The following is a 25,001-nucleotide window of genomic DNA, read 5'->3' as shown; positions in this document are numbered from 1 at the left end:
GCAATGCTCTGGCACCGGCTTGGCGGCAAATGTATGGGATTTTGGTAAGCCCAAAAAAGAATTATTTTTCAGTTTTATGAAACAAAAAGGAATATATCGTGACCAAGCGGTCTATAAGCTAATTCCTGAAAATTATTTGCTGGCGCTTTTTTAGATCGACTAGATTGCACCGACCGGACCACCGGACTTCTCGCTTCCATCCCCGAAGTTTCCGTGTTCCGCCGCCTCGTCATGGCCGGGACGCCCTATCGAGAGCCCCCACCATGTCCCGTCATGCCCTATCCCGCCGCACCCTGCTCGGCCTCGGCCTGAGCCTCAGTCTGCTGGCCGCCGTACCCGCCCAGGCGGAAACCGCGCTGCGCATCGGCTACCAGAAGTCCTCCACACTGATCAGCCTGCTGAAGAGCCAGGGCAACCTGGAGAAGGCCCTGGCCGCCCACGACATCAAGGTCAGCTGGCACGAGTTCGCCAGCGGCCAGCCGCTGCTCGAAGCGCTCAACGTCGGTAATGTGGATATTTCCGCGGACGTCGCCGACACCGTGCCGGTGTTTGCCCAGGCCGCCGGCGCGCAACTCGCCTACTTCGCCCGCGAGACGCCCTCGCCGTCTGCCCAGGCGATCATCGTGCGCGAAGGCTCGCCGCTGCACAGCCTGGCCGAGCTCAAGGGCAAGAAGGTGGCGGTGACCAAGGCCGCCGGCGCCCACTACCTGCTGATCGCCGCGCTGGCCAAGGCCAACCTGAAGTTCAGCGACATCCAGCCGGCCTACCTGACGCCCGCCGACGGCCGCGCCGCCTTCGAGAACGGCAAGGTCGACGCCTGGGTGATCTGGGAGCCCTTCCTCAGCGCCGCCCAGCGCCAGCTGCCGACCCGCACCCTGGCCGGCAGCCAGGGCCTGGCCAGCTACCAGCGCTATTACCTGACCAGCACCCGCTTCGCCAAGGAACACCCGCAGGTGCTGCAGACCGTCTACGGCGAGCTGGCCAAGGCCGGCGAGTGGCTGCGCGCGCACCCGGCCGAAGCGGCGAAGATCCTCGGCCCGCTGTGGGGCAACCTCGACCCCGCCATCGTCGAGCAGGCCAACGGCCGCCGCAGCTATGAAGTCCGCCCGGTACAGAAGGACGGCCTGGCCGAACAGCAGAAGATCGCCGACGCCTTCTTCGCCGAGGGCCTGCTGCCCAAGCGCGTGAATGCCAGCGACGTCGCCGTCTGGCAGCCGGAGGCTCGCGATGCCCAGTGAAGCCCGGCAACTGCACCCCAACGCCGAGACGCTGCTCGATGCGCGGCTGTTCCCCATCGACTTCGGCAACCTCACCACCAAGGTCGAGCGCCTGGCGCGCAAGCTCGGCGAGAGCGCGGTAGCGCGTGACCGCCAGGGCGGCCATGCACAGGCCGAGCGCGAGCTGATCCGCGACAGCGGCCTGCTCAGCCTGGCCATCCCGCAGCGCTTCGATGGCCAGGGCAAGTCGTGGCCGGATATCTACCGCATCGTTCGTCACCTGGCCGCCGCCGACAGCTCGCTGGCCCACCTGTTCGCCTTCAACCACCTGCAGGTGGCGACCATCCTCCTGCACGGCAGCGCCGAGCAGCAGCGCCACTGGCTGACCCGCGCGGTGCGCGAGCGCTGGTTCTGGGGCAACGCCACCAATGGCCGCGACCTGGGCCTGAGCCTCGATGCGCGCGAGGAGCACTTCGAGCTGAACGGCCGCAAGTCGTTCTGCTCCGGCGCCCTGGGTGCCGATGCACTGGTGATCAGTGCGCCACGCGGCCCCAGCGAGCGGGTCTTCGTCGTGCTGCCGGCGCAGCGCGAAGGCCTGGCCATCAATGACGACTGGGACGCCTTCGGCCAGCGCCAGACCGACAGCGGCACGGTGCAGTTCGAGAACGTCTTCGTCGACCGCGACGAGCTGCTCCTCTCCGGCGGACAGAGCCCGCGCAGCAGCCTGCGAGTCTGCGTCTCGCAGCTGATCCTCACCCAGCTCTACCTGGGCAATGCCCAGGGCGCACTGGACGGCGCGCTACGCTATGTGCGCGAACAGGCCCGGCCGTGGGCCGGCGCCGGTGTCGAGGCGGCTGTGGAAGATCCCTTCATCCAGAAGCGTTATGGCGAGCTGTGGCTGCTCTATCGCGGCGCCCTGCTGCAGGCCGAGCTGGCCGCCGAACGCCTGCAGCAGGCCTGGGACAAGCCGGCGCTGGGCACCGCTGAACGTGGTGAGGTGGCGCTGCTGATCGCCGAGGCACGGGTCGCCTCGGCGCGCGCGGCGCTGGAGATCACCAGCCAGGTGTTCGAGACCATGGGCGCCCGCTCTACCGCCTCGCGCTACGGCTTCGACCGCTTCTGGCGCAACGTGCGGGTGCACAGCCTGCACGACCCGCTGGACTACAAGGTGCGCGACATCGGCCAGTGGCTGACCAGCGGACTGCCGCCGACGCCTTCGCTGTATTCCTGAGCCTGCGCTAGTGGCGGGAGTCGTCCGACAGGGCGGCTCCCGCTTTTGCATTCAGCCGGTGGCGAGCAGCGCCTGCAGCCGCGCGCGCTCCGCGGCACCGAGCAGCACCAGCTGCCGTTCGATGCTCTGCAGTGGCGCCTCCACCGGCAGGTTGAGGTGCTGCGGCAGGATCTCCTCGTCGCCGCTGACCAGCAGGGCGAAGTGGATGACGTTCTCCAGCTCACGGGTGTTGCCGTGCCAGGGATGGCTCTCCAGCGCCGCCTGGGCGGCCGCGCCGATCTGCGGAATGGCCAGGCCCAGGCGCTGGGCGTAGATGCCGAGGAAGTATTCGGCCAGCGGCAGGATGTCGCCGGGGCGCTCGCGCAGGGCCGGCAGCGGCAGGCGACCTTCGTCGAGGTAGTGGAACAGCCGCTCGTTGAACTTGCCGGCGGCCACCGCCTGGGCCAGGTCGATGCTGGTGGCCGCCACCAAGCGTACCTGCACAGGCGTGGCGTGGGCGCTGCCGACCCGCAGCACCTCGCGGGTTTCCAAGGCGGCCAGCAGCTTGTCCTGCAGCGCCAGCGGCAGGTCGCCGATCTCGTCCAGATAGAGAGTGCCGCCGTTGGCCGAGCCGAACCAGCCGGCGCGGCTGCTGGCAGCACCGGAATAGGCACCGGCGGCATGGCCGAACAGCTCGGCCTCGCCCCACTGCGGGCTGATGGCGCCGCAGCTGACGGCGACGAACAGACCACCGCGCTCGCTCTCGCGGTGGATATGGCGGGCCAGCAGCTCCTTGCCGGTGCCAGTCTCGCCGCTGATCAGCACCGGCAATTCGGCCGCGGCCAGGGCATTGGCCCGCTCGCGCAGCTGGCGCGAACGCGGGTCGACGAACACCAGCGCCTTGGCGCGGATGCTCAGCGGGCTCTTCTCGGTATCGGCAAAGGTCAGCAGGGCCTGCTGGGGGGAGGCGGGGCGGCTCATGGGGCAATCTCTTGTCGAGGTGAGCCGGCGCCGAGCGGCGGCTCAGATGGGAATGGGGTGGTGTCGCCGCGCGCGCAGGCGCGACACGCGGGGACAGGAGCTCATGCGCGTAGGCGCTCCAGCTGCTCGATCTGCCGCTGCAGGCGGTACAGGTAGGCGAAGCCCTGTTCCCAGCGCTGGTGGCCGGACTTCACGTTGATGTGCCCGGCACCGGGCAGAATGGCGGCCTGGGCACCCCAGTCGCGGGCCATCTGCAGGGCACGGGCGGCGCTGGCGGCGTGGTCGTTGTCCGAGCCCACCAGCAGGCTGGGGAACGGCAGCAACTCGCGGGAGACCGGGGCGAAGCCTTGCAGCGCTTCGGGGCAGTTGGCGCGCTCGACGTCCGCCGGCGCCACCAGCAGGGCGCCACGCACCTTGCGCAGCGAGCTCAGCGGGGCCTGCTCGGCCCAGCGCGCCACGGTGATGCAGCCGAGGCTGTGCGCCACCAGGATCAGCGGGCCGCGAGAAGCGACGACGCGCTGTTCGACAGCGGCGACCCAGTTGTGCGGATCGGGATTGTTCCAGTCCGCCTGCTCGACCCGGCTGGCGTTCGGCAGGCTGCGCTGCCAGTGGCTCTGCCAATGGTCGTCCGGCGAACCCTGCCATCCCGGCAGGATCAGGTAACTGGTGGTCTGGCTGGCCATGGTGGGCCTCCTTCAAAACGTTCCGGAGGCCAGTCTAGGCAGGGATCAATCGAGTGTTAAGGAATAAGAATTCATTTGCTTATTCCTTTAAGCGAATTTCACCCCAGAACGATGCAGTCCTTGCCCTGGCGCTTGGCCTGGTACATGGCCGCATCCGCGCGGGCGTAGAGATCGTCCAGTTCGTCGCCCTCGCCGAGCACGGTGATGCCCTGGCTGATGGTCACACCGAAGCTGCCCTCGTCGGCCGGGAACTGCAAACGCTGCACCTCGCGCTGCAGGCGTTCGGCAACCTGGCGCGCCTGCGCCGCATCGCAGTTGGGGAAGATCACCGCGAACTCCTCGCCGCCGATCCGCCCGAACAGGTCGTCACGCCGCACCACGTAGGAGCCACAGTGAGCCACGCGCTGCAGCACGCGGTCGCCCATCTGGTGGCCGTGGCCGTCGTTGATCTTCTTGAAGTCGTCGATGTCCAGCAGCAGGAAGGCCAGCGGCCGGCTGTTGGCCTGGGCCTCGGCGAATAGCTGCTCGGCCTGCTCGAAGAAATAGCGGCGGTTGCTCGCGCCGGTCAGTACGTCGCTGGTGGCCAGGCGATGCAGTTCGCTCTGCAGGGCCTTCTTCTCGGTGATGTCCTCGGCGATGCCGACGATCAGCGACTGCCCACCGAACAGGTTGGGCGGGCTGATGAAGCACTTGTCGCTGAGCCAGCGCACCTCGCCATCGTTGCGGATGATGCGGTACTCGCGCTGCTCCACCGAGCCGACCTCGAGCACCGATTGCAAGCTCTGCTCGGCGTACTCCATGTCGTCCGGGTAGATGCTGTTGCGCCACTCGCCGAAGTCAGCCAGCAACAGCGCAGCGCTGCGACCGAAGACCTGCTCGTAGGCCGGGCTGACGTAGACCATCTTCTGCTGTTCCCAGTCGAAGGCCCACAGCACGGCATTGACGCTGGCCAGCAGGCTGCTGACCAGCAGTTCGCGTTCGCGCAGGCGCTCGACCTCACCCCGGCTGTGCAACAGCGCCAGGGTCAGGGTCTCCAGCTCGCTGGGAGCCTGCTCGTTGTCGTCCATCGGACGCCGCCTCGTGAGATTCATCGCTACTGGGTTCATGGCTACAGACTATGCGCGCCAGCGCACCGCTGGCGATGCCTGGAAAGCCTGCTTGTGACGAGCGGCAGGAATTTGAGTTCCGCATTTAAGCGACGGGAACCCGAGTGAAATTCTGCGGTATCAACATCGACATATATCAATAAAGAATAAATAAATCGTTAAATATTCTTTTTAAGCCTAAATCATCTCCCCCTACTATCCGCTCCACGCCCACCTCGGGCCCCATTCATAGGAGCAGATCATGAGCGCCACTCTCAGAAGCGTCGAAGGCCAGGAAGAAGCCAGCATCCTGCGCGAAATCCAGTCCGCCCTGCACAACCTGCGCTTCGGCGCCGTCGAGATCACCGTCCACAACGGTCAGGTGGTGCAGATCGAACGCAAGGAAAAATTCCGCCTGCAAGCCCAGCACGGCAAGCCGGCCTGATCACCGAGCATCTCCTGCAACGGCCGCGCGAGCACCAGGCGCCGGCCGGGGCAACAACCAGAACGCCAACACCCAAGAACAACATTCGAGTATTCAGGAGTAGCACCATGTCCATTCGCCGTTTCGCTCTGGCCGCCCTGGCCTCCGCCCTGTTCGCCGGCCAGGCCGCTGCCGCCAGCGAACTGCTCAACGTGTCCTACGACCCGACCCGCGAGCTGTATCAGGAATACAACGCCGCCTTTAACAAGTACTGGCAGGCCAAGGGCCACGAAGCCGTGACCGTGCAGCAGTCGCACGGTGGCTCCGGCAAGCAGGCGCGCGCCGTGATCGACGGCCTCAAGGCCGACGTGGTGACCCTGGCCCTGGCCGGCGACATCGACGAACTGAACAAGCTGGGCAAACTGATCCCCGAGGACTGGCAGTCCCGCCTGCCGCAGTCCAGCACTCCCTATACCTCGACCATCGTGTTCCTGGTGCGCAAGGGCAACCCGAAAGGCATCAAGGACTGGGCCGACCTGACCAAGGACGGCGTGGAAGTCATCACCCCGAACCCGAAGACCTCCGGCGGCGCTCGCTGGAACTTCCTGGCCGCCTGGGCCTGGGCCAAGCAGCAATACGGTAGCGAAGCCAAGGCGCAGGAATACGTGCAGGAGCTGTACAAGCACGTACCGGTACTGGACACCGGCGCCCGCGGCTCGACCATCACCTTCGTCAACAACAAGATCGGCGACGTGCTGCTGGCCTGGGAAAACGAAGCCTTCCTGGCCCTGAAGGAACAAGGTGGCGACCAGTTCGAAATCGTCGCGCCGAGCCTGTCCATCCTGGCCGAGCCGCCGGTGGCCGTGGTCGACAAGAACGTCGACAAGAAAGGCACCCGCGAAATCGCCACCGCCTACCTGCAGTACCTGTACAGCGAGGAAGGCCAGCGCATCGCCGCGAAGAACTTCTACCGTCCGCGTGACGAGAAGGTCGCCGCCGAGTTCACCAAGCAGTTCCCCAACCTGAAGCTGGTCACCATCGACAGCGATTTCGGTGGCTGGAAGAGCGCTCAGCCGAAGTTCTTCAACGACGGCGGCGTGTTCGACCAGATCTACCAAGCTCAGTAAGTCCATGCCGCGGGCCGACAGGGGTTAGAATCCCCGGCCCGACTGCAGATAACGCAAGGGAAGCCTCGGCTTCCCTTCGTTGCGACAAGGAAGCGGTGGCCCCGCCACCTTTCCGAGCATCCTGATTGCTCAACAACCAGGCAGATAAAGGACAGACAATGTCACGCCGTATCTCCCCCGTCATACCCGGCTTCGGGCTGACGCTGGGCTACACCTTGGTGTACCTCAGCCTGTTGGTGCTGATTCCCCTGGCTGCCATGTTCATCAAGACCTTCGACCTCACCTGGACGCAGTTCTGGAACATCATCAGCGCGCCCCGAGTGCTCGCCGCACTCAAGCTGTCGTTCGGCACCGCCTTCGCCGCCGCCCTGGTCAACGGTGTGATCGGTACCCTGCTGGCCTGGGTACTGGTGCGCTACCGCTTCCCCGGGCGCAAGATCATCGAGGCGATGATCGACCTGCCGTTCGCCCTGCCCACCGCGGTCGCCGGTATCGCCCTGACCGCGCTGTACGCGCCGTCCGGCCTGGTCGGCCAGTTCGCCACCGACCTCGGCTTCAAGATCGCCTACACCCCGCTCGGCATCACCCTGGCACTGACCTTCGTCACCCTGCCGTTCGTGGTGCGTACCGTGCAGCCGGTGCTGGCCGACATCCCGCGTGAAGTCGAGGAAGCCGCCGCCTGTCTGGGCGCCAAGCCGCTGCAGGTGTTCCGCCACATCCTCGTGCCGGCACTGCTGCCAGCCTGGCTGACCGGCTTCGCCCTGGCCTTCGCCCGTGGCGTCGGCGAGTACGGCTCGGTGATCTTCATCGCCGGCAACATGCCGATGAAGACCGAGATCCTGCCACTGCTGATCATGGTCAAGCTCGATCAGTACGACTACACCGGCGCCACCGCCATCGGCGTGCTGATGCTGGTGGTGTCCTTCGTCCTGCTGCTGCTGATCAACCTGCTGCAGCGCCGTATCGAGAGGCCTTGAGGAGCCCGCCATGTCTAGTGCATCCCTGACTGCGGCAGCTGCCGCCAATGCGTCCCGCCGTGGCAACGTGCTCGGCCGCCGCGTCCTCATCGGCCTGGCCTGGCTGGCCTTCGCCCTGTTCCTTCTGCTGCCGCTCTACGTGGTCCTCAGCGAGGCGCTGAAGCTCGGCTTCGGTACCTTCTTCGAGGCCATTATTGAGCCTGACGCCATCGCCGCGCTGAAGCTGACGCTGATCGCCGTGGCCATCTCGGTACCGCTCAACGTGGTGTTCGGCGTGTCCGCCGCCTGGTGCGTGACCAAGTTCGAGTTCCGCGGCAAGAGCGTGCTGGTGACCCTGATCGACCTGCCGTTCTCGGTGTCGCCGGTGATCGCCGGTCTGATCTACGTGCTGATGTTCGGCGCCCAGGGCTGGCTCGGCCCGTGGTTGTCCGACCACGACATCCAGATCGTCTTCGCCGTGCCCGGCATCGTCCTGGCCACCCTGTTCGTCACCTTCCCCTTCGTCGCCCGCGAACTGATCCCGCTGATGCAGGAGCAGGGCACCCAGGAGGAAGAGGCCGCGCGCCTGCTCGGCGCCAACGGCTGGCAGATGTTCTGGCACGTGACCCTGCCGAACATCAAATGGGGCCTGATCTACGGCGTGGTGCTGTGCACCGCGCGGGCCATGGGCGAGTTCGGCGCGGTGTCGGTGGTCTCCGGCCACATCCGCGGCGTCACCAACACCCTGCCGCTGCACGTCGAGATCCTCTACAACGAATACAACCACGTCGCCGCCTTCAGCGTCGCCAGCCTGCTGCTGCTGCTCGCGCTGGTCATCCTGCTGCTCAAGCAGTGGAGCGAAGCGCGTCTGTCCCGTCTGAAGTCTGCTGGCGATGAGGAATAAGCCATGAGTATCGAAATCCGTAACGTCACCAAGCACTTCGGCGCCTTCCGCGCCCTCAACGACATCAACCTGGACATCCGCAGCGGCGAGCTGGTCGCCCTGCTCGGCCCGTCCGGCTGCGGCAAAACCAGCCTGCTGCGCATCATCGCCGGCCTGGAAACCCCGGATAACGGCAGCATCGTGTTCCACGGCGAGGACGTCTCGCAGCACGACGTGCGCGATCGCAACGTCGGCTTCGTGTTCCAGCACTACGCCCTGTTCCGTCACATGACGGTGTTCGACAACGTCGCCTTCGGCCTGCGCATGAAGCCCAAGGGCGAGCGCCCGAGCGAGCCGGAGATCGCCGAGAAGGTCCACGAGCTGCTCAACATGGTGCAGCTCGACTGGCTGTCCGACCGCTACCCGGAGCAGCTATCCGGTGGTCAGCGCCAGCGCATCGCCCTGGCCCGTGCCCTGGCGGTGAAGCCGAAGATCCTGCTGCTCGACGAACCCTTCGGTGCCCTCGACGCCAAGGTGCGCAAGGAGCTGCGCCGCTGGCTGGCGCGCCTGCACGAGGAGATCAACCTGACCTCCGTGTTCGTTACCCACGACCAGGAAGAAGCCATGGAAGTGGCCGACCGCATCGTGGTGATGAACAAGGGCGTGATCGAGCAGATCGGCTCGCCGGGCGAGGTCTACGAGAACCCCGCCAGCGACTTCGTCTACCACTTCCTCGGCGACTCCAATCGCCTGCATCTGGGCGGCGACGAACACCTGCTGTTCCGCCCGCACGAGGTGTCACTGTCGCGCCAGGCCATCGAGGAGCATCGCGCGGCGGAAGTGCGCGACATCCGCCCGCTCGGCGCCATCACCCGGGTGACCCTCAAGGTCGACGGCCAGGAGGAGCTGATCGAGGCGGAAGTGGTCAAGGATCACGACAGCCTGAGCGGCCTGGCCCGTGGCGAGACCCTGTACTTCAAGCCCAAGGTCTGGCAGCAGCACAGCTCGTTCTGAGCCGGTGCCCCGCGCCGTACTCCCCGACCCGGGCAGTACGGCGTATCCGCCGGTCTGGCGGCGCCAAAATCATGATGCAAATCACTCTTTTGGCTCATCCTTTGCTATGGCAAGCGCAGTAGGCTTTTGCCACGCTTGCCAACGGCCCGTAGGCCAACCGAACGACACGCGCCGACAAGAATAATAAGGAGCGACCGGGGATGAATCGTAGTCCTTTGATTCGACTGTTGTTTTCCATCACGCTAGGGATCATGGCGACGCTTTCCACCATGGCCCAGGCCGCTGCCATGACCGCCGCCGAACAGGTGCAGGTATATGCCAGCCGAGCCACCAGCAGCCTGCTGCTGGTTCGTGGCGAAGGCTTCCAGGAAGAGCATCTGCAGCGTCTGGAGAAGGATATCGCCGACCTGGAGACAGCCTCCCAGGCAGCCATGAGCGCCAGTTCGGAAATACCCGGATTGACCAACAAACTTGTTACCCAGTTACGCCAGGGTGTTTCCTTTGGCCCCAAAGAAGACGACATGCCCTGGGACTATCCCCAGGACCTGGCCCAGTCCCTGCGTGAACTGCTGACCGTAGCCCGTGCCGTGCCCAATGCCGACCCGCTCGGCGAGCTGCCCGCCCAGGTCGAATACCTGGCCGTGCAGTACCTCAGCCGCTCCTATGTCGGCAGCTTCGAGATCGCCCGTGAGCAGACCGACAACTACGTCGGCCAGGACGAGCGCATCCTGGTGCCGAAGATCGACAAGGAACTCGGCGGCATGGACGGCAAGAGCAACCCCGCCCTGGCCAAACTGCAGACCCGCTGGAAGTTCCTGCGCGCCGCGCTGATGGACATGAACAGCGGCAGCAACACCCTAGCCAGCACCTCCGGCCGCGCCTTCGCGCCGACCACCGTGGACCGCCACGCACGTTCGATGACGTCGCAGTGGATCTCCCTGGGCCAGGTCGCCGGCCAGTAAGCCACGACCTTCCCCAGCTCCCTGAAAAGCCGGGCCACCGCCCGGCTTTTTCATGCCCGCTCGCCGCGGTACTCGCGCGCCGCCTGCAGCAGCCAGTCGCGGAAGGCGCGCAGCGCGGCGGACTCGACCTTGCGCTCGGGAATCATCAGGCGGTAGGCCTTGTCGCTGCTCAGCAGCGCCGCCGGATGCGCCGGCACCAGGCGGCCCTCGGCCAGCTCGCGCTCGATCAGGAAGGGTGGGATCAGCGCCACGCCCATGCCATGACTGGCCGCCTGGGCCAGCATGGAGAACAGCTCGTAGCGCGGCCCGCCGAGGTCGCGCGGCGTGCTCACCCCCTGGGCAGCGAACCACTGGCGCCAGGCGTAGGGCCGGGTGCTCTGCTGCAACAGCGGCAGGCTGGCCAACTCGGCGGCGCTAAATTGCTCACGCCCCGCCAACAGCTCGGTGCTGCATACCGGCACAGGCTCCTCGGGCATCAGCACATGCGCCTCGGTACCAGACCACTCGCCGTCGCCGAAGTAGATGGCGGCATCGAAACCGGTATCGGCGAACAGGAAGGGCCGGGTGCGGTTGGTCAGGTGCACCGTGACCTCCGGGTGCAGGAATTGGAAGTCCTTCAGGCGCGGCACCAGCCACTGCGTGGCGAAGGTCGGCACTACCGCCAGCTCCAGGCCCTGGGCGCCCTGCTGGCCCATGGCGGCCAGAGTGTCACGCTCCACTGCATCGAGCTGCGCCGCCACCTTGCGACTGTAGGCCAGGCCTGCTTCGGTCAGGCGCACGCCGCGCCGCGAGCGGCGGAACAGCTCGATGCCAAGGAACTCCTCGAGCCCGGCGATCTGCCGGCACACCGCGCTCTGAGTCAGCGCCAGCTCGTCGGCGGCGCGAGTGAAACTCTGGTGGCGAGCGGCCGATTCGAAGGCCACCAAGGCGGCGGTACTGGGAATCCTGCGGCGCATCTATGCATAGACCTCAATCTGAAATGCAGAAAGTGCCTATTCAGGCTATCTCGGAGTGAGTTATCTGCACAACAGCGTGCGAAATCCTCGTTTGCCCAGGACAGCCGCCCGGCCTAGTCTCTCTCCATCGTCCGGCCAGCGCCGGCTTCCACTGCCCCCGTTTCGAGGATTCGCCCATGGCCGCCAAGGCAAGCTTCAACTGGATCGACCCGCTCCTGCTGGACCAGCAGCTGACCGAAGAGGAACGCATGGTGCGCGACAGCGCCCAGCAGTTCGCCGCCGACAAGCTGGCCCCGCGCGTGCTGGAAGCCTTCCGCCATGAGAAGACCGACCCGGCGATCTTCCGCGAGATGGGCGAGACCGGCCTGCTCGGCGCCACCATCCCCGAGGCCTACGGCGGCAGCGGCCTGAATTACGTGTGCTACGGCCTGATCGCCCGCGAAGTGGAGCGCATCGACTCCGGCTACCGCTCGATGATGAGCGTGCAGTCCTCCCTGGTGATGGTGCCGATCTTCGAATTCGGTAACGAGGCGACCAAGCAGAAGTACCTGCCCAAGCTGGCCAGCGGCGAATACATCGGCTGCTTCGGCCTGACCGAGCCGAACCACGGCTCCGACCCGGGCTCGATGATCACCCGCGCCAAGAAGGTCGACGGCGGCTACCGCATCAGCGGCGCCAAGATGTGGATCACCAACAGTCCGATCGCCGACGTGTTCGTGGTCTGGGCCAAGGACGACGCCGGCGAGATCCGTGGCTTCGTCTTGGAGAAGGGTTGGGAAGGCCTGAGCACCCCGGCGATCCACGGCAAGGTCGGCCTGCGCGCCTCGATCACGGGCGAGATCGTCATGGACAACGTGTTCTGCCCGGAAGAGAACGCCTTCCCCGACGTGCGTGGCCTGAAAGGTCCGTTTACCTGCCTCAACTCCGCCCGCTACGGCATCAGCTGGGGCGCCTTGGGCGCCGCCGAGTTCTGCTGGCACACCGCGCGCCAGTACACCCTGGACCGCACCCAGTTCGGCCGCCCGCTGGCGCAGACCCAGCTGATCCAGAAGAAGCTGGCCGACATGCAGACCGAGATCACCCTGGCCCTGCAAGGCTGCCTGCGCCTGGGCCGGATGAAGGACGAAGGCACCGCCGCGGTGGAAATCACCTCGATCATGAAGCGCAACAGCTGCGGCAAGTCCCTCGATATCGCGCGCATGGCCCGCGACATGATGGGCGGCAACGGCATCAGCGACGAGTTCGGCGTGGCCCGCCACCTGGTCAACCTCGAGGTGGTCAACACCTACGAGGGCACCCACGATGTGCATGCGCTGATCCTCGGCCGCGCGCAGACCGGCCTGCAGGCGTTCTTCTAAACCCGCCGGCTCGACTAGGCAGGCCCGTCGCGGCCTGCCTCTCCTACCCCGCAGCACATCCAGGTGATCCCATGCCCGGCGCCCTGTCCCATATCCGTGTCCTCGACCTGTCCCGCGTGCTGGCCGGCCCCTGGGCCGGGCAGATCCTCGCCGACCTCGGCGCCGAGGTGATCAAGGTCGAGCGTCCCGGCAGCGGCGACGACACCCGCCACTGGGGCCCGCCCTACATCAAGGACGCCGACGGCAACGACAGCCGCGAGGCGGCCTACTTCCAGTGCGCCAACCGCAACAAGCAGTCGCTGACCCTGGACTTCACCCAGGCCGAGGGCCAGCGCCTGGTGCGCGAGCTGGCGGCGCAGTGCGACGTGGTGCTGGAGAACTTCAAGGTCGGCGGCCTCAAGGCCTATGGCCTCGACTACGAGTCGCTGAAGGCGGTGAATCCACGGCTGATCTACTGCTCGATCACCGGTTTCGGCCAGGGCGGCCCCTACGCCAAGCGCGCCGGCTACGACTTCATGATCCAGGGTCTGGGCGGGCTGATGAGCCTGACCGGCAAACCGGATGGCGAAGACGGCGCCGGGCCGATGAAGGTCGGCGTGGCGCTCACCGACATCCTCACCGGCCTGTACGCCACCGTCGGCGTGCTGGCCGCGCTGAACGCCCGCGAGCACAGCGGCCAGGGCCAGTACATCGACGTGGCCCTGCTCGACGTGCAGGTGGCTTGCCTGGCCAACCAGGCGATGAACTATCTGGCCACCGGCGCGGCACCCAAGCGCCTGGGCAACGCCCACCCGAATATCGTGCCGTACCAGGACTTCCCCACCGCCGACGGCGACTTCATCCTCGCCGTGGGCAACGACGGGCAGTTCCGCAAGTTCTGCGAAGTCGCCGGACTCCCGGCTTTGCCCGACGACCCGCGCTTTGCCACCAACAAGGCTCGCGTGGCCAACCGCGCCGAACTGATCCCACTACTGCGCCAGGCCACGGTGTTCAAGACCACCGCCGAGTGGGTCGCGCTGCTGGAAGCGGCCGGCGTGCCGTGCGGGCCGATCAACGACCTGGCCCAGGTGTTCGCCGACCCGCAGGTGCAGGCCCGCGGCCTGCGCGTGGACATGGCCAACGGCATGGGCAGCGTCACCCCGCAGGTCGCCAGCCCGCTGCGCCTGTCCGCCACCCCGGTGGACTACCGGATGGCGCCACCACTGCTCGGCGAGCACACCGACGCCCTGCTGCAACGCCTGCTCGGCCTGGACGCCGAGCAGATCGCCAATCTGCGTCGCGATGCGGTGATCTGAACCACGACCTGCGCCACCGGCTCGCCAGTACGGGCCGGCACTATTCGCCACTGCCCTGCCCAGCAGGCGCTGCCGCTGTTCCCGGCCGCGCCATGGGCTGGCGGCTGCGCGCCGTTACGCACCTGGTAACAGTCATCAGCGAGTGGACATCAACCTGATTCAATTTGCTGATAGTACCTTCGAGCGATACTAAGCCTTGGTTATCCGGTCCTAAGCTGGGGTCACACCAGTCACCCCAAAGCGTGCCATGACGGCGCCGCGGAGCCCCTGACCATGTCCAATAACAACAACGGTTATCCCTCCAGCCTTTCTGCCTGGGTCACAGTCACCATCCTGATGGTTGCCTACGTGCTGTCGTTCATCGACCGGCAGATCCTCAACCTGCTGGTGGGCCCGATCCGCCGCGACCTCGATATCACCGATACGCAGATGAGCCTGCTGATGGGCTTGTCCTTCGCCCTGTTCTACACCGTGTGCGGCATCCCGCTCGGTCGCCTGGCCGACACCAAGAGTCGGCGCGGCCTGATCGCCGTCGGCGTGCTGTTCTGGAGCGCGGCCACCGCCGCCTGCGGCATGGCCAAGTTGTACTGGCAGTTCCTCATCTGCCGGATCGGCGTCGGCGTCGGCGAGGCGGCCCTGTCGCCCGCCGCCTACTCGCTGATCGCCGACAGCTTCCCGCCCAACCGCCGCGCCACCGCCATGGCGGTGTACGGCATGGGGGTGTACCTCGGCTCAGGCATCGCCTTCCTGCTCGGTGGCCTGGTGATCCAGTTCGCCTCGGCCCAGGGTGACGTACACCTTCCGGTGTTCGGTGAGGTACGCCCGTGGCAGCTGATCTTCCTCATCCTCGGCGCCGCCGGCGTACTGTTCACCCTGCTGATGCTGGCCGTGCGCGAGCCGGCACGCCGCGGCGTCGGCGCCGGCGTGGCCATTCCGCTGGCGGATGTCGGCCGCTATATCCGCAGCAACCGCCGCACCGTGCTGTGCCACAACCTCGGCTTCGCCGGCCTGTCGCTGGCCGGCTACGGCAGCGCCGCCTGGATTCCGACCTTCTACATCCGCACCTATGGCTGGGACGCCGGCCAGGTTGGCATCGTCTATGGGTCGCTGGTTGCGGTGTTCGGTTGCCTCGGCATCGTCTTCGGCGGGCGCCTGGCCGACTGGCTGGCCAAGCACGGCCACAGTGACGCCAACATGCGCGTCGGCCTGTACGCCGCCATCGGCGCCCTGCCCTTCGTTCTAGCCTTCCCGCTGATGGGCGATGCCTTCTGGTCCTGCGTGCTGATGGCGCCCACCGTGTTCTTCCTCAGCATGCCGTTCGGCGTAGCCCCGGCAGCGATCCAGGAGATCATGCCCAACTCGATGCGCGGCCAGGCCTCGGCCCTGTACCTCTTCGTCATCACCCTGATCGGCCTGGGCCTGGGCCCGACCGCGGTGGCCCTGGTCACCGACTTCGTGTTCGCCGACGACAATGCCCTGCGCTACTCGCTGCTGATCGTCACCAGCCTCGCGGTGTGTTCGTCGATCATCCTGCTCTGGCGCGGCCTGCATCCTTACCGCGAGAGCCTGCAGCGCCTGCAGCAGTGGTCGCTCAACCCGGCCTGACATCCTTCCTGCGACGCTCCAGCAAGCCCCGCCCATGGCGGGGCTTTTTTGTTGCCAGGGGGTTTCGTTTATGACCGCCCATTCACCCGATTTCTGCCACCTTCAGGGCCCGCCAGATAACGCCATTAATCCTTTCGGGCTACACGCCAAATACATCCTTGGTGCGCTTATAAGCCTGTCATCCGCTGGGTAGGGTGCGCTCAGTTGCACCCCCATTCACGGAGAGCCTCATGACAAAAACAACAAGGCCCGGAATCTTCCAGCCGCACACCCTCGCCCTGGCCATCGCCCTCGGTTCTGTCGCACCGGCGCATGCCGTCAACTTCAATATCGGGGAGATCGAGGGCCAGCTCGACTCGTCCATGTCCGTCGGCGCCAGCTGGTCCATGCGCAGCGCAGATCCGGACCTGATCGGTGAAGCCAACGGCGGCACCGGTTTCACCCAGACCGGCGACGACGGTCGCCTGAACTTCAAGAAGGGCGAGACCTTCTCGAAGATCTTCAAGGGCATCCACGACCTCGAGCTGAAATACGGCGACACCGGCGTGTTCGTGCGCGGCAAGTACTGGTACGACTTCGAGCTGAAGGACGAGAGCCGCCTGTGGAAGGACATCGACGACTCCAACCGCAAGCAGGCCGCACAGTCCTCCGGCGCCGAGATCCTCGACGCCTTCGTCTACCACAACTACGCCATCGGCGAACTGCCGGGCTCGGCGCGCCTGGGCAAGCAGGTGGTGAGCTGGGGTGAAAGCACCTTCATCGGCAACAGCATCAACGCGATCAACCCGATCGACGCCGCCGCCTTCCGCCGCCCTGGCGCGGAGATCAAGGAAGGCCTGATCCCGGTCAACATGTTCTACCTGTCGCAGAGCATCACCGACCAGCTGTCCGCCGAGGCCTTCTACCAGCTCGAGTGGGACCAGACGGTAGCCGACAACTGCGGCACCTTCTTCGCCGGCGCCGACGTGGTCGCTGACGGTTGCGACAACAACTACAACATCCTCGGCCCGAGCTCGATCGCCTCGATCCAGGCCGCCAAGTCTGGTGGCTTCGGCCCGGACGCCCAGGCCGCCATGGCCCAGGTGAATGTCACCGACGAAGGCCTGATCGTGCCGCGCGGCGGCGACCGCGATGCCAAGGACAGCGGCCAGTTCGGTACAGCCCTGCGTTGGATGGGTGACGAGGCGGAATACGCCGCCTACTTCATCAACTACCACAGCCGCACGCCCAACCTGAGCATGCAGAACGCCAACGCCGCGGACATCACCGCCGCGCTGACCACCCTCGGCGGCGCCCTGGCCCAGCCGATCCTGCTCGGCCGTGGCAGCTACTTCCTCGAGTACCCCGAGGACATCCGCCTGTACGGCCTGAGCTTCTCCACCTCGCTACCCACCGGCACCGCCTGGTCCGGCGAGATCAGCTACCGGCCGAACATGCCGCTGCAGATCAACACCACCGACATGACCGGCAAGCTGGCCACCTCGGTCGCCGGTGCTGCCGCCACTGGCGGTTTCGCTGGCGCCCTGGCCCAGGCCGGCGCCATCAGCCGTGGCTACAACCGCAAGGAAGTGACCCAGGCACAGACCACCCTGACCCACTTCTTCGACCAGGTCATGGGCGCCGATCGCCTGACCCTGGTGGGTGAACTCGGTGTCACCCACATCGGTGGCCTGGAGCACAAGGACGAGCTGCGCTACGGCCGCGACTCGATCTATGGCTCGCCTTACGGTACCGCCGCCTCCAACCTGGCCGCAGCCGAGGAATACGGCTACCACGGCTTCTACACCAACACTTCCTGGGGTTACCGCGCCCGTGCCATCTGGGACTACAGCGACGTGTTCGCCGGCATCAACCTGAAGCCGAACGTCTCCTGGTCGCACGACGTGGATGGCTATGGCCCGACCTTCAACGAAGGCGCCAAGGCCGTGAGCATCGGTCTCGATGCCGAATACGCCAACACCTACACCGCCAGCCTGTCCTACACCGACTTCTTCGGTGGTGACTACAACCCGATCGTCGACCGCGACTTCCTCGCGTTCAGCGTCGGTGTGAACTTCTAAGGGAATCGATCGAGATGAAAACAACAAAACTGATCACTGCCCTCACCCTGTCGCTGCTCGCAGGCAGCGTGCTCGCCGCGGTGTCACCGGAGGAAGCGGGCAAGCTCGGCAGCAGCCTGACTCCGCTGGGCGCCGAGAAGGCCGGTAACGCCGACGGCAGCATCCCGGCCTGGACCGGTGGCCTGCCGACCAACGCCGCCACCGTGCTGCCGGGCGGCTTCCTGGCCGACCCGTTCGCCAACGAGCAACCGCTGTTCACCATCACCGCGCAGAACGTCGAGCAGTACAAGGACAAGCTGGCCGCCGGCCAACTGGCCATGTTCAAGCGCTACCCGGAGACCTACAAGATGGCGGTCTACCCCAGCCATCGTAGCGTCGCCCTGCCGGACAAGATCTATGAGGCAGCCAAGAAGAGCGCGGCCAACACCAGCCTGATCGAGGGTGGCAACGGCCTGAACGGCTTCGCCGACAGCCGCTACTACGCCTTCCCGATCCCGCAGAACGGCCTGGAAGCGGTGTGGAACCACATCACCCGTTACCGCGGTGGCAACCTGCAGCGCACCATCGTGCAGGCCGCTCCGCAGGCCAACGGCAGCTACACCCTGGTGCACTTCGAGGACGAAGTAGCCTTCCCCAACGACACCAAGGGGCTGGATGCGAAGAAGGCCGAGAACGCCCTGCTGTTCTTCAAACAGCGCGTAACCGCGCCGGCGCGCCTGGCGGGTAACGTACTGCTGGTGCACGACTCCCTGGACCAGATCAAGGAGCCGCGCATGGCCTGGCTGTACAACGCCGGCCAGCGCCGCGTACGCCGTGCCCCGCAGGTTGCCTACGACGGTCCGGGTACCGCCGCTGATGGCCTGCGTACCTCGGACAACTTCGACATGTACAACGGTGCACCCAACCGTTACGACTGGAAGCTGGTCGGCAAGCGTGAGCTGTACATCCCGTACAACAACTACCGCATCGCCTCGCCGCAGGTGAAATACGACGACATCATCCAGGCCGGCCACACCAACCAGGACCTGGCGCGCTACGAGCTGCACCGCGTCTGGGAAGTCGAGGCCACGCTGAAGTCCGGCGAGCGCAACATCTACGCCAAGCGTCGCTTCTTCATCGACGAGGACAGCTGGCAGATCGCCGTGTCCGAGCACTATGACGGTCGCGGCCAGCTGTGGCGCGTAGGCCAGGCCATGCTGATCCAGCAGTTCGACCAGCAGGTGCCGGTGTACGCCTTCGAGGCGCTGTACGACATCATCGCCGGCCGCTACCTGGCCATCGGCATGGCCAACGAGGAGAAGAGCGCCGTGCGCTACGGCACTCAGGCCTCGGCCGTGGACTTCACTCCGGCTGCACTGCGCAACGCCGGCGTACGCTGAGTTTCATCGCAACGCTGCTCCAACTTGAGGCGACCCCAGCGGTCGCCTTTTTTGTCCGCGGCAGTCATGCGGGCAATGAATTGGATAAGATCGACCTCTCGCTACAACAACTACAAGAGCCGAGGCCACGACCATGCACGACAAGGTTCGCGCCCTGCATCCGGCTGCCGCTGTGCGCCAGCCCGATCCTTCGCTACCCCGCCTGCCGGCGGCGCATATCGCCCGCCCACGGCTGACCCAGGCGCTGCTGTCCGGCGATAGCCGCCTGACCCTGGTCTGCGCGCCTGCCGGTTTCGGCAAGAGCGTGCTGCTGGGCGAATGTGCGCGCCAGGCGCCACACGGTACCCGCGTGGTGTGGCTCGACCTGCTCGGCCACCCGCACAGCCCGGCCGAACTGCTGGCCCGCCTCTCCGCCGCCCTGCAGCTGCCACACAGCGATGGCGAGCCCTGCGCCGAACTCGGCCTGCTTCTTGGCCGCATCGAACAGCCGCTGTGGATCATCCTCGACGACTATCCGCGCCAACCCTGCGCGGAGCTCGACGAGTGCCTCGACCGCCTGCTCGAACGCGCCCCACACACCCTGCGCTGGTGGATCGGCGGGCGCCGTCGACCGGCCTGGAACCTGCCGCGCCTGCTGCTGCAGGGCGACCTGCAGGAGATCGACGCCCATGACCTGGCCCTCGACGCCGGCGAGCTCGAACGCCTGCTGCAACAGCGCCAGCAACACCTGCCCGACGAGCTCACCGGCCAGCTCATGCAACACAGCGAGGGCTGGCTGGCCGGCGTCTGCCTGCTGCTGATCGGCGGCAACGCCGACAACCTGGCCCAGCGCCTCAGCGCCGGCACCCCGCTGCTGCTCGACTACCTCGAACGCGAGGTCCTCGCGGCACTGCCATCGCCGCTGCGCCACGCGCTGTTCGTGCTGGCGCACATGCCGCGCTTCTCCGCCGAACTGTGCGAGCACCTGCTGGAAGAACAGGGCGGCGCCGGCGTGCTGGAGCAACTGCGCCAGCGCCAGCTGTTCCTGCACAGCCTGGACAGCTGCGGCGAGTGGTTCCGTCTGTGGCAGCCGCTGGCGGCCATGCTCAAACGCCTGCCCGGCGGCCAGGCCCCGGTGCATGCGCATATCCGCGCCTGCCAGTGGTTCGCCGGCCAGGGCGCGGTACGCGAGGCCGTGGAGCACGCCCTGTGGGCCGAACAACCGGACGTGGCGGCCAGCTATCTGCAGCGCTTCGGCCAGGACCAGCTGCTGATCGGGCAGAGCGTCGCGCAGTTCCTGCACTGGCGCGACGAGCTGCCCGCCAGCCTGTTCAACAGCACTCCGCGGCTGCTCATGCTGCAGGCCTGGGCGCTGATCATCTGCACCCGCCTGGACGAGGTCGACGCCTGCCTGGCCGAGGTCGGCCGCTTCCTGCCGCAACCCACCGCCCAGCGCCAGGCGCAGCTGATCGCCCACTACCAGGCGGTGCTCGGCGTACTGCAACGCCAGCGCGGCCTGAGCAGCGCCCGCGAGCACTGCCTGGAGGCACTGCGCGAGCTGCCCGAGTCCGCCTGGTCACTGCACATCCTCTGCCAGCAGGCCCTGGCCCAGCAGGCCATGGCCGAGTGCGACCTGCCGCGCGCGCAGCAGCACAGCCACGAGGGCCTGCGCCTGGCGCGCCTGCGCGGCAACGTGCTGTTCGAGGCGCTGCTCAGCGTCGACTACATCCACCTGCTGAACATGCAGGGCGAGCACGAGCGCGCCCTCGAACACACCGAGCAATGCCTGCAGTCGCTGCAGGGCGCGGCGCTGCGCGGTCCGGTGCTGGCGCGCCTGCTGCTGCTGCGCGGCAATATCCTGGCCGTGCGCGGCGACATCGAGGCGGCGCGCGAGACGCTGCAGACCGGCCTGCGCGAGGCCGAATCCTGCGAGGATGCCTACCTGCTGTTCGGCTATCTCGGCCTCGCCGAGCTGGCCACCCATCGCGACGATAGCGAACAGGCGCTGCAGCTGCTGCGCCGCGCGGAGCGGCAGATGCAGTGGCTGCACGTGCCCGAGGTGCGCTATCGCGATGTCCTGCTGCTGGCCCAGGGCAACCTGTGGCTGCGCCAGGGCGATGCCCAGCGCGCACGGCATGCCTTCCTCAGCATCTGCCGGCGCCTGGAAGGCAGCGACCAGCTGGCGCCTTCCGGCTTCTACGACCTGCTGCCGCGTGCCCAGCTGGCCCTGGCCAGAGCCGATCTGCTTCTCGGTGAACAGGAGGCCGCGCTGGCCGCCCTGCAGCAACTGCACGACGGCTGCAGGCGCAGCGGTCACCACAGCCTGGCCACCCAGGTGCGCCTGATCCAGGCCGAGGCCCTGCACCAGGCCGGGCGCGAGGAGGAGGCCGAGGCCCTGCTGCGCATCGGCGCCGGCGAGGTCCGCCGCCAGCAGCAGCTACGCCCGCTGCTGGAACTGCAGGCGCGCCTGCCGGACTGGCTGGCCGAGGATGATCTGTGGCCACGGCAGCTGGCCGGCGACGTGAGCCAGGGCGAACCCAGCGAGTCGCTGCTGAGCAAGCGCGAGCTGGCCGTGCTCGGGCTGATCGCCCAGGGCCACTCCAACCAGCAGATCGCCGAGCAGCTGTACATCTCGCTGCACACGGTGAAAACCCACGCGCGGCGGATCAACGTCAAGCTCGGCGTGCAGCGCCGCACCCAGGCCGTGGCGCGAGCCAAGGCCGAGGGCTGGCTGGGCTGACGGCGGCTCAGCGAGCGGCCAGCACCAGCGTCTGCAGGCGCTCGCTCATGCCACGGGCGTGGCGACCGACCATCAGCGGCGCCAGCGGCCGCCCGGAGCGCCCCAGGCGGGCGCGGCCGGCGCGGTCGAAGTCGCCGAGGGCCATGCGCAGGTAGCGCCAGTCGGCACCGGCACGCCGGCCCTGGTCGTCGGCCCGAGCCGCCAGCTGCGGCAGCAGGGTGGCCATGGCCGCGTCCAGCTCGTCGAGCAGCTGCTGTTCGCTGCGGCTGAGGTAGGAATCATCCGCCCCCGGCGCGGCCTCGAAGTAGCCGAGGTAGGCCTGCGCCGCGTATTGCGCGTTGAGCAGCTCGAGCTTGGTGGCGACCATCAGCGGCGAATCCTCGGCTCCGCCATCCAGCGCCTCGGCGCCCTTGAGCAGATCGACCAGCGCACGACTGAGCTGCTCCGGATAACGCCACGGCACATCTTCCTCCGCCGGGCCGAAGCCCAGGCCCTCCTGCAGGCTGGCCAGCAGCCGCGCGTAGGGCTCCTGCAGCTGCCCGCGCTGGGCCTCGGGCAGGCTCTCGAAGTCCGCCTGCAGCTGCGCGCTGTCGCGGCGCACGGCCGCCAGGTGCTCGGCCTGCAGGCCCTCGCCACGCAGGCGGAGAAAACTGCCGACACTGCGGCAGGCATCGAGCTGGAGCAGCTCCAGCGCCAGACTTTCCTGGGCGCGCGCAGACAGGCTCAGGGCCAGGGCGCAGCCGATCAACAACAGGCGAACTACACGCATGCCGGGTCTCTTCACTGAGGGAGGATCGACACCGCCGCAAGGCGCGGCGATCGCCCGATTCTAGGGGCAAGCGCCCGCCGCGCAGGCTTCCTATCTCTCATGGCCATGCACACCGGTAATCACCAGGCAAAAGAAAAGGCCCCAGGTTTTCACCTGGGGCCTTTTCATATCTGGCGCATCCGGCGGGATTCGAACCCACGACCCCTGCCTTCGGAGGGCAGTACTCTATCCAGCTGAGCTACGGATGCGTTGCGGGGCGCAATCATACGCATCCACCTCGCGGGCGTCCATGCGAGCGGTCGCTCAGAGCTCCTGCATGTCGAAGTCGGCCTTGCTCACTCCACAGTCGGGGCACAGCCAGTCGTCCGGCACCTCGGCCCATGGCGTGCCGGCGGGTATGCCGTCGTCCGGCCAGCCGCGGGCTTCGTCGTAGATCAGGCCACAGATCACACAGATCCAGCTCTTCATGCCGGCACCTCCTGGCGCAGCGGATTGAGGCCGCGGTCGAAGTCGGCCAGCGAGGGGAAGAGCAGCGGTTCGGCGCCCTCCAGGCCGAGCAGATAGTCGCGGTACTGGTCGAGGATCACAGCACGCGCTTCGGCGCTGATGTAGGGCACGTGGTAGGCGGCGAACGGCGGCAACACCTGCATGCCGACATAGGCCAGGGTGCCGCGCTGCAGCGGGCGCAGCATCGGTTCCCAGTCACCGTGGATGGCGCTCTCGTCGGCGAACATGTGGCCCTGCCCGCCGAGGCTGAAGCTGAGCAGCGCGCGCTTGCCGGCCAGGCCGCCACGGTCGTAGAAGCGCAGGCCGCCGTAGCAGGTGCCCGAGACCAGCACGCGGTCGATCCAGCCCTTGAGCATGGCCGGCACCGAGCACCAGAACAGCGGGAAGTTGAGGATCACCAGGTCGGCCCACAACAGCTTGTCCAGCTCGGCGGCGATGTCCGGTGCCAGGCTGCCGCTCTTCGCCGCTTCGCGCTGCTCCAGGGCGTAGGTCAGGTACTCGGGATTGCCGCGCACCTGGAAGTCGGCGGCCGACGCCACCGGATTCCAGTTCATCGCATAGAGGTCGGAGACCTGCACCGCATGGCCGGCGCCGGCCAGGGTGGCGACGGCGAGGTCCTTCATGGCGGTACAGAAGGACTGCGGCTCGGGATGGGCGTGGACGATCAGGATGTTCATGAAGATTTCCGCAAAAAAAAAAGCGGGGCCCGCAGGCCCCGGAGGCGCCCCGGCATGCCGGGGCTCACGAGGACCGTCAGGCGGTCTGCTGCACCGGCGCGACGGCCTCTTTGTTCGGCGCATCCCAGCGGTTGGCGCGGGCGAAGGTGCCGAAGTCGTTGAAGCGCACGCCCATCTCGCGCATCACCTTGTGCGCCACCGTCGCGGTCATCTGGCGGATGTAGAAGGGCTCCTTGACCACGAAGTGGTGGATCGCATGGGTGCTGCCGAAGTTGAAGCAGAACGCCTGCAGCGGCCACAACCACCAGGGGTTGAGCACCTGGGTCTGCTGCACCACGTTGCCCAGCTCGACGTCGCCGTAGTAGTGCATGTTGGAGCTGACGAAGTGCAGGCAGAAGGTGCGCAGCACGTTGGGGCCGACCAGCACGACCACGGCGAAGGTGACACCATCCATCACCGCCAGGGTGGTGGCCGACCAGGCTATCGGCGCACCGGCGAGGGAGGCGACGAAGTCGATCAGGTGGAAGCCGAGGAACACGTACCAGGTGCCCCAGTTGAGCAGGCCCAGCGGCGCGTAGCCTTTGAGCGTACGACTGACGATCATCTTGCGACGCTCCCAGGTCGGCGCCCGCAGGAAGCGGATGAACGAGGACATCACATTGTCGCCGACCATCAGCAGACGGGCGAAGCCCCAGGGCTCGCCGTTGGTGATGGCGCGTTCCTCGATATCGGTCTCGGTGCCGGAGACCTTGTGATGATTGAGGTGCAGGTGGCGGCGGATCCACGGGTTGATCGTGCTCGGCCGCGCCATCCACACCAGCGCCATCATCAGGTTGTGCGGCACACGCTGCTTGCGGAAGTACATCGAGTGGATCAGGTCATGCTCCAGCTCGTGGGTCAGCGAAGCGAAGAAGGCGTTGGCCAGCAGGCAGGCCCACCAGGCGATGGCGCCCTCGGCGTAGAGCCAGGCACTGCCAATCATGCCGGCCAGGGCGATGGCGAGGATGCCGGCGCCGATGGCGTCCTGGTGGCGCAGGATCGGGAAACGCTGGCGCAGGCTGTCGCCATGGGCCATCACCACGGCGCGGATATGCGCCGAGCGTTGCTGGTGGGTTGCAGGAGTCGGGGTCATGC

At 66.8% G+C, this 25,001-nt stretch carries 22 protein-coding genes and 1 tRNA gene; 14 read left to right on the top strand and 9 right to left on the bottom strand.

The window, feature by feature from the left end; translation table 11 throughout:
• Window positions 1–263 precede the first annotated feature (263 nt).
• Together PTT45_RS19825 and PTT45_RS19820 are read left to right on the top strand one after the other, a co-directional pair.
• Complete coding sequence (locus tag PTT45_RS19825; RefSeq protein ID WP_273815666.1) at window positions 264–1,238, top strand: aliphatic sulfonate ABC transporter substrate-binding protein; 975 nt, start codon at window positions 264–266, stop codon at window positions 1,236–1,238.
• Entirely contained in the window at window positions 1,228–2,448 is a 1,221-nt protein-coding gene (locus tag PTT45_RS19820; RefSeq protein WP_273815664.1) for an acyl-CoA dehydrogenase family protein, read from the top strand. Before PTT45_RS19825 ends, PTT45_RS19820 begins: the two co-directional genes overlap by 11 nt.
• Window positions 2,449–2,499: 51 nt before the next feature.
• Here the strand turns inward: PTT45_RS19820 and PTT45_RS19815 are convergent, their stop codons facing one another.
• The 3 genes from PTT45_RS19815 to PTT45_RS19805 form a co-directional block, all read right to left on the bottom strand.
• On the bottom strand, window positions 2,500–3,408 hold the full coding sequence (locus PTT45_RS19815) for a sigma 54-interacting transcriptional regulator (protein WP_273815661.1): 909 nt from the start codon (window positions 3,406–3,408) through the stop codon (window positions 2,500–2,502).
• Between the two features lie 101 nt (window positions 3,409–3,509).
• Complete coding sequence (locus PTT45_RS19810) at window positions 3,510–4,091, bottom strand: RBBP9/YdeN family alpha/beta hydrolase (protein ID WP_273815659.1); 582 nt, start codon at window positions 4,089–4,091, stop codon at window positions 3,510–3,512.
• 98 nt (window positions 4,092–4,189) lie between these two features.
• Window positions 4,190–5,158 (bottom strand): GGDEF domain-containing protein, encoded by a 969-nt coding sequence (locus PTT45_RS19805; protein WP_273815657.1) that lies wholly within the window; start codon window positions 5,156–5,158, stop codon window positions 4,190–4,192.
• Between the two features lie 280 nt (window positions 5,159–5,438).
• On the opposite strand from PTT45_RS19805, the gene oscA reads away from it, so the two are divergent.
• The 6 genes from oscA (at window position 5,439) to PTT45_RS19775 (ending at window position 10,542) form a co-directional block, all read left to right on the top strand.
• The gene (gene oscA, locus PTT45_RS19800) at window positions 5,439–5,621 is read left to right on the top strand and encodes a sulfur starvation response protein OscA (RefSeq protein WP_273815655.1); all 183 of its coding nucleotides are present in this window, start codon (window positions 5,439–5,441) and stop codon (window positions 5,619–5,621) included.
• A 107-nt stretch (window positions 5,622–5,728) separates the two neighbouring features.
• A complete protein-coding gene (locus tag PTT45_RS19795) occupies window positions 5,729–6,727 on the top strand; it encodes a sulfate ABC transporter substrate-binding protein (RefSeq protein ID WP_273815653.1) in 999 nt (332 codons plus the stop codon).
• Window positions 6,728–6,885: 158 nt separating this feature from the next.
• Complete coding sequence (gene cysT, locus PTT45_RS19790) at window positions 6,886–7,704, top strand: sulfate ABC transporter permease subunit CysT (RefSeq protein ID WP_273815651.1); 819 nt, start codon at window positions 6,886–6,888, stop codon at window positions 7,702–7,704.
• Window positions 7,705–7,714: 10 nt separating this feature from the next.
• On the top strand, window positions 7,715–8,587 hold the full coding sequence (gene cysW, locus PTT45_RS19785) for a sulfate ABC transporter permease subunit CysW (RefSeq protein WP_273815649.1): 873 nt from the start codon (window positions 7,715–7,717) through the stop codon (window positions 8,585–8,587).
• A gap of 3 nt (window positions 8,588–8,590) precedes the next feature.
• Window positions 8,591–9,580 (top strand): sulfate/molybdate ABC transporter ATP-binding protein, encoded by a 990-nt coding sequence (locus PTT45_RS19780; protein WP_273815647.1) that lies wholly within the window; start codon window positions 8,591–8,593, stop codon window positions 9,578–9,580.
• A gap of 200 nt (window positions 9,581–9,780) precedes the next feature.
• On the top strand, window positions 9,781–10,542 hold the full coding sequence (locus tag PTT45_RS19775) for a hypothetical protein (protein WP_273815645.1): 762 nt from the start codon (window positions 9,781–9,783) through the stop codon (window positions 10,540–10,542).
• Window positions 10,543–10,592: 50 nt separating this feature from the next.
• Here PTT45_RS19775 and PTT45_RS19770 read toward each other — a convergent pair whose 3' ends face one another.
• Window positions 10,593–11,498: a LysR family transcriptional regulator gene (locus PTT45_RS19770; protein WP_273815643.1), complete on the bottom strand. Its 906-nt coding sequence runs from the start codon at window positions 11,496–11,498 to the stop codon at window positions 10,593–10,595.
• Window positions 11,499–11,674: 176 nt separating this feature from the next.
• On the opposite strand from PTT45_RS19770, the gene PTT45_RS19765 reads away from it, so the two are divergent.
• The 6 genes from PTT45_RS19765 (at window position 11,675) to PTT45_RS19740 (ending at window position 21,914) form a co-directional block, all read left to right on the top strand.
• Window positions 11,675–12,856 carry an acyl-CoA dehydrogenase gene (locus PTT45_RS19765; RefSeq protein ID WP_273815641.1) on the top strand — a complete coding sequence of 394 codons (1,182 nt, stop codon included), beginning with the start codon at window positions 11,675–11,677 and terminating at the stop codon, window positions 12,854–12,856.
• Between the two features lie 71 nt (window positions 12,857–12,927).
• A complete protein-coding gene (locus PTT45_RS19760; RefSeq protein WP_273815639.1) occupies window positions 12,928–14,151 on the top strand; it encodes a CaiB/BaiF CoA transferase family protein in 1,224 nt (407 codons plus the stop codon).
• A 273-nt stretch (window positions 14,152–14,424) separates the two neighbouring features.
• Window positions 14,425–15,756 (top strand): spinster family MFS transporter, encoded by a 1,332-nt coding sequence (locus tag PTT45_RS19755; protein WP_273815636.1) that lies wholly within the window; start codon window positions 14,425–14,427, stop codon window positions 15,754–15,756.
• Window positions 15,757–15,986: 230 nt separating this feature from the next.
• Window positions 15,987–17,816: a DUF1302 domain-containing protein gene (locus PTT45_RS19750; RefSeq protein WP_273815635.1), complete on the top strand. Its 1,830-nt coding sequence runs from the start codon at window positions 15,987–15,989 to the stop codon at window positions 17,814–17,816.
• Window positions 17,817–17,830: 14 nt separating this feature from the next.
• On the top strand, window positions 17,831–19,195 hold the full coding sequence (locus PTT45_RS19745; RefSeq protein ID WP_273815634.1) for a DUF1329 domain-containing protein: 1,365 nt from the start codon (window positions 17,831–17,833) through the stop codon (window positions 19,193–19,195).
• Between the two features lie 133 nt (window positions 19,196–19,328).
• Window positions 19,329–21,914, top strand: coding sequence for a LuxR C-terminal-related transcriptional regulator (locus tag PTT45_RS19740; protein ID WP_273815633.1), 2,586 nt, complete (start codon window positions 19,329–19,331; stop codon window positions 21,912–21,914).
• A gap of 7 nt (window positions 21,915–21,921) precedes the next feature.
• On the opposite strand, the gene PTT45_RS19735 is transcribed toward PTT45_RS19740, so the two are convergent.
• The 5 genes from PTT45_RS19735 to PTT45_RS19715 form a co-directional block, all read right to left on the bottom strand.
• Entirely contained in the window at window positions 21,922–22,683 is a 762-nt protein-coding gene (locus PTT45_RS19735; protein ID WP_273815632.1) for a hypothetical protein, read from the bottom strand.
• 171 nt (window positions 22,684–22,854) lie between these two features.
• Window positions 22,855–22,931: transfer RNA gene (locus PTT45_RS19730), tRNA-Arg, on the bottom strand.
• A gap of 55 nt (window positions 22,932–22,986) precedes the next feature.
• A complete protein-coding gene (locus PTT45_RS19725; protein WP_273815631.1) occupies window positions 22,987–23,151 on the bottom strand; it encodes a rubredoxin in 165 nt (54 codons plus the stop codon).
• Window positions 23,148–23,867, bottom strand: coding sequence for an NAD(P)H-dependent oxidoreductase (locus PTT45_RS19720; RefSeq protein WP_273815630.1), 720 nt, complete (start codon window positions 23,865–23,867; stop codon window positions 23,148–23,150). The genes PTT45_RS19725 and PTT45_RS19720 overlap by 4 nt, the downstream gene beginning before the upstream one ends.
• Before the next feature lie 76 nt (window positions 23,868–23,943).
• Window positions 23,944–24,999 carry a fatty acid desaturase gene (locus PTT45_RS19715; RefSeq protein ID WP_273815629.1) on the bottom strand — a complete coding sequence of 352 codons (1,056 nt, stop codon included), beginning with the start codon at window positions 24,997–24,999 and terminating at the stop codon, window positions 23,944–23,946.
• Window positions 25,000–25,001 lie beyond the last annotated feature (2 nt).

Origin of the sequence: Pseudomonas sp. Gutcm_11s (assembly GCF_028649395.1) — a bacterium.
GTDB lineage: Bacteria > Pseudomonadota > Gammaproteobacteria > Pseudomonadales > Pseudomonadaceae > Aquipseudomonas.
The sequence above is the reverse complement of the archived record's forward strand: the minus strand, read 5'-3'. Positions and strand labels throughout refer to the sequence as shown.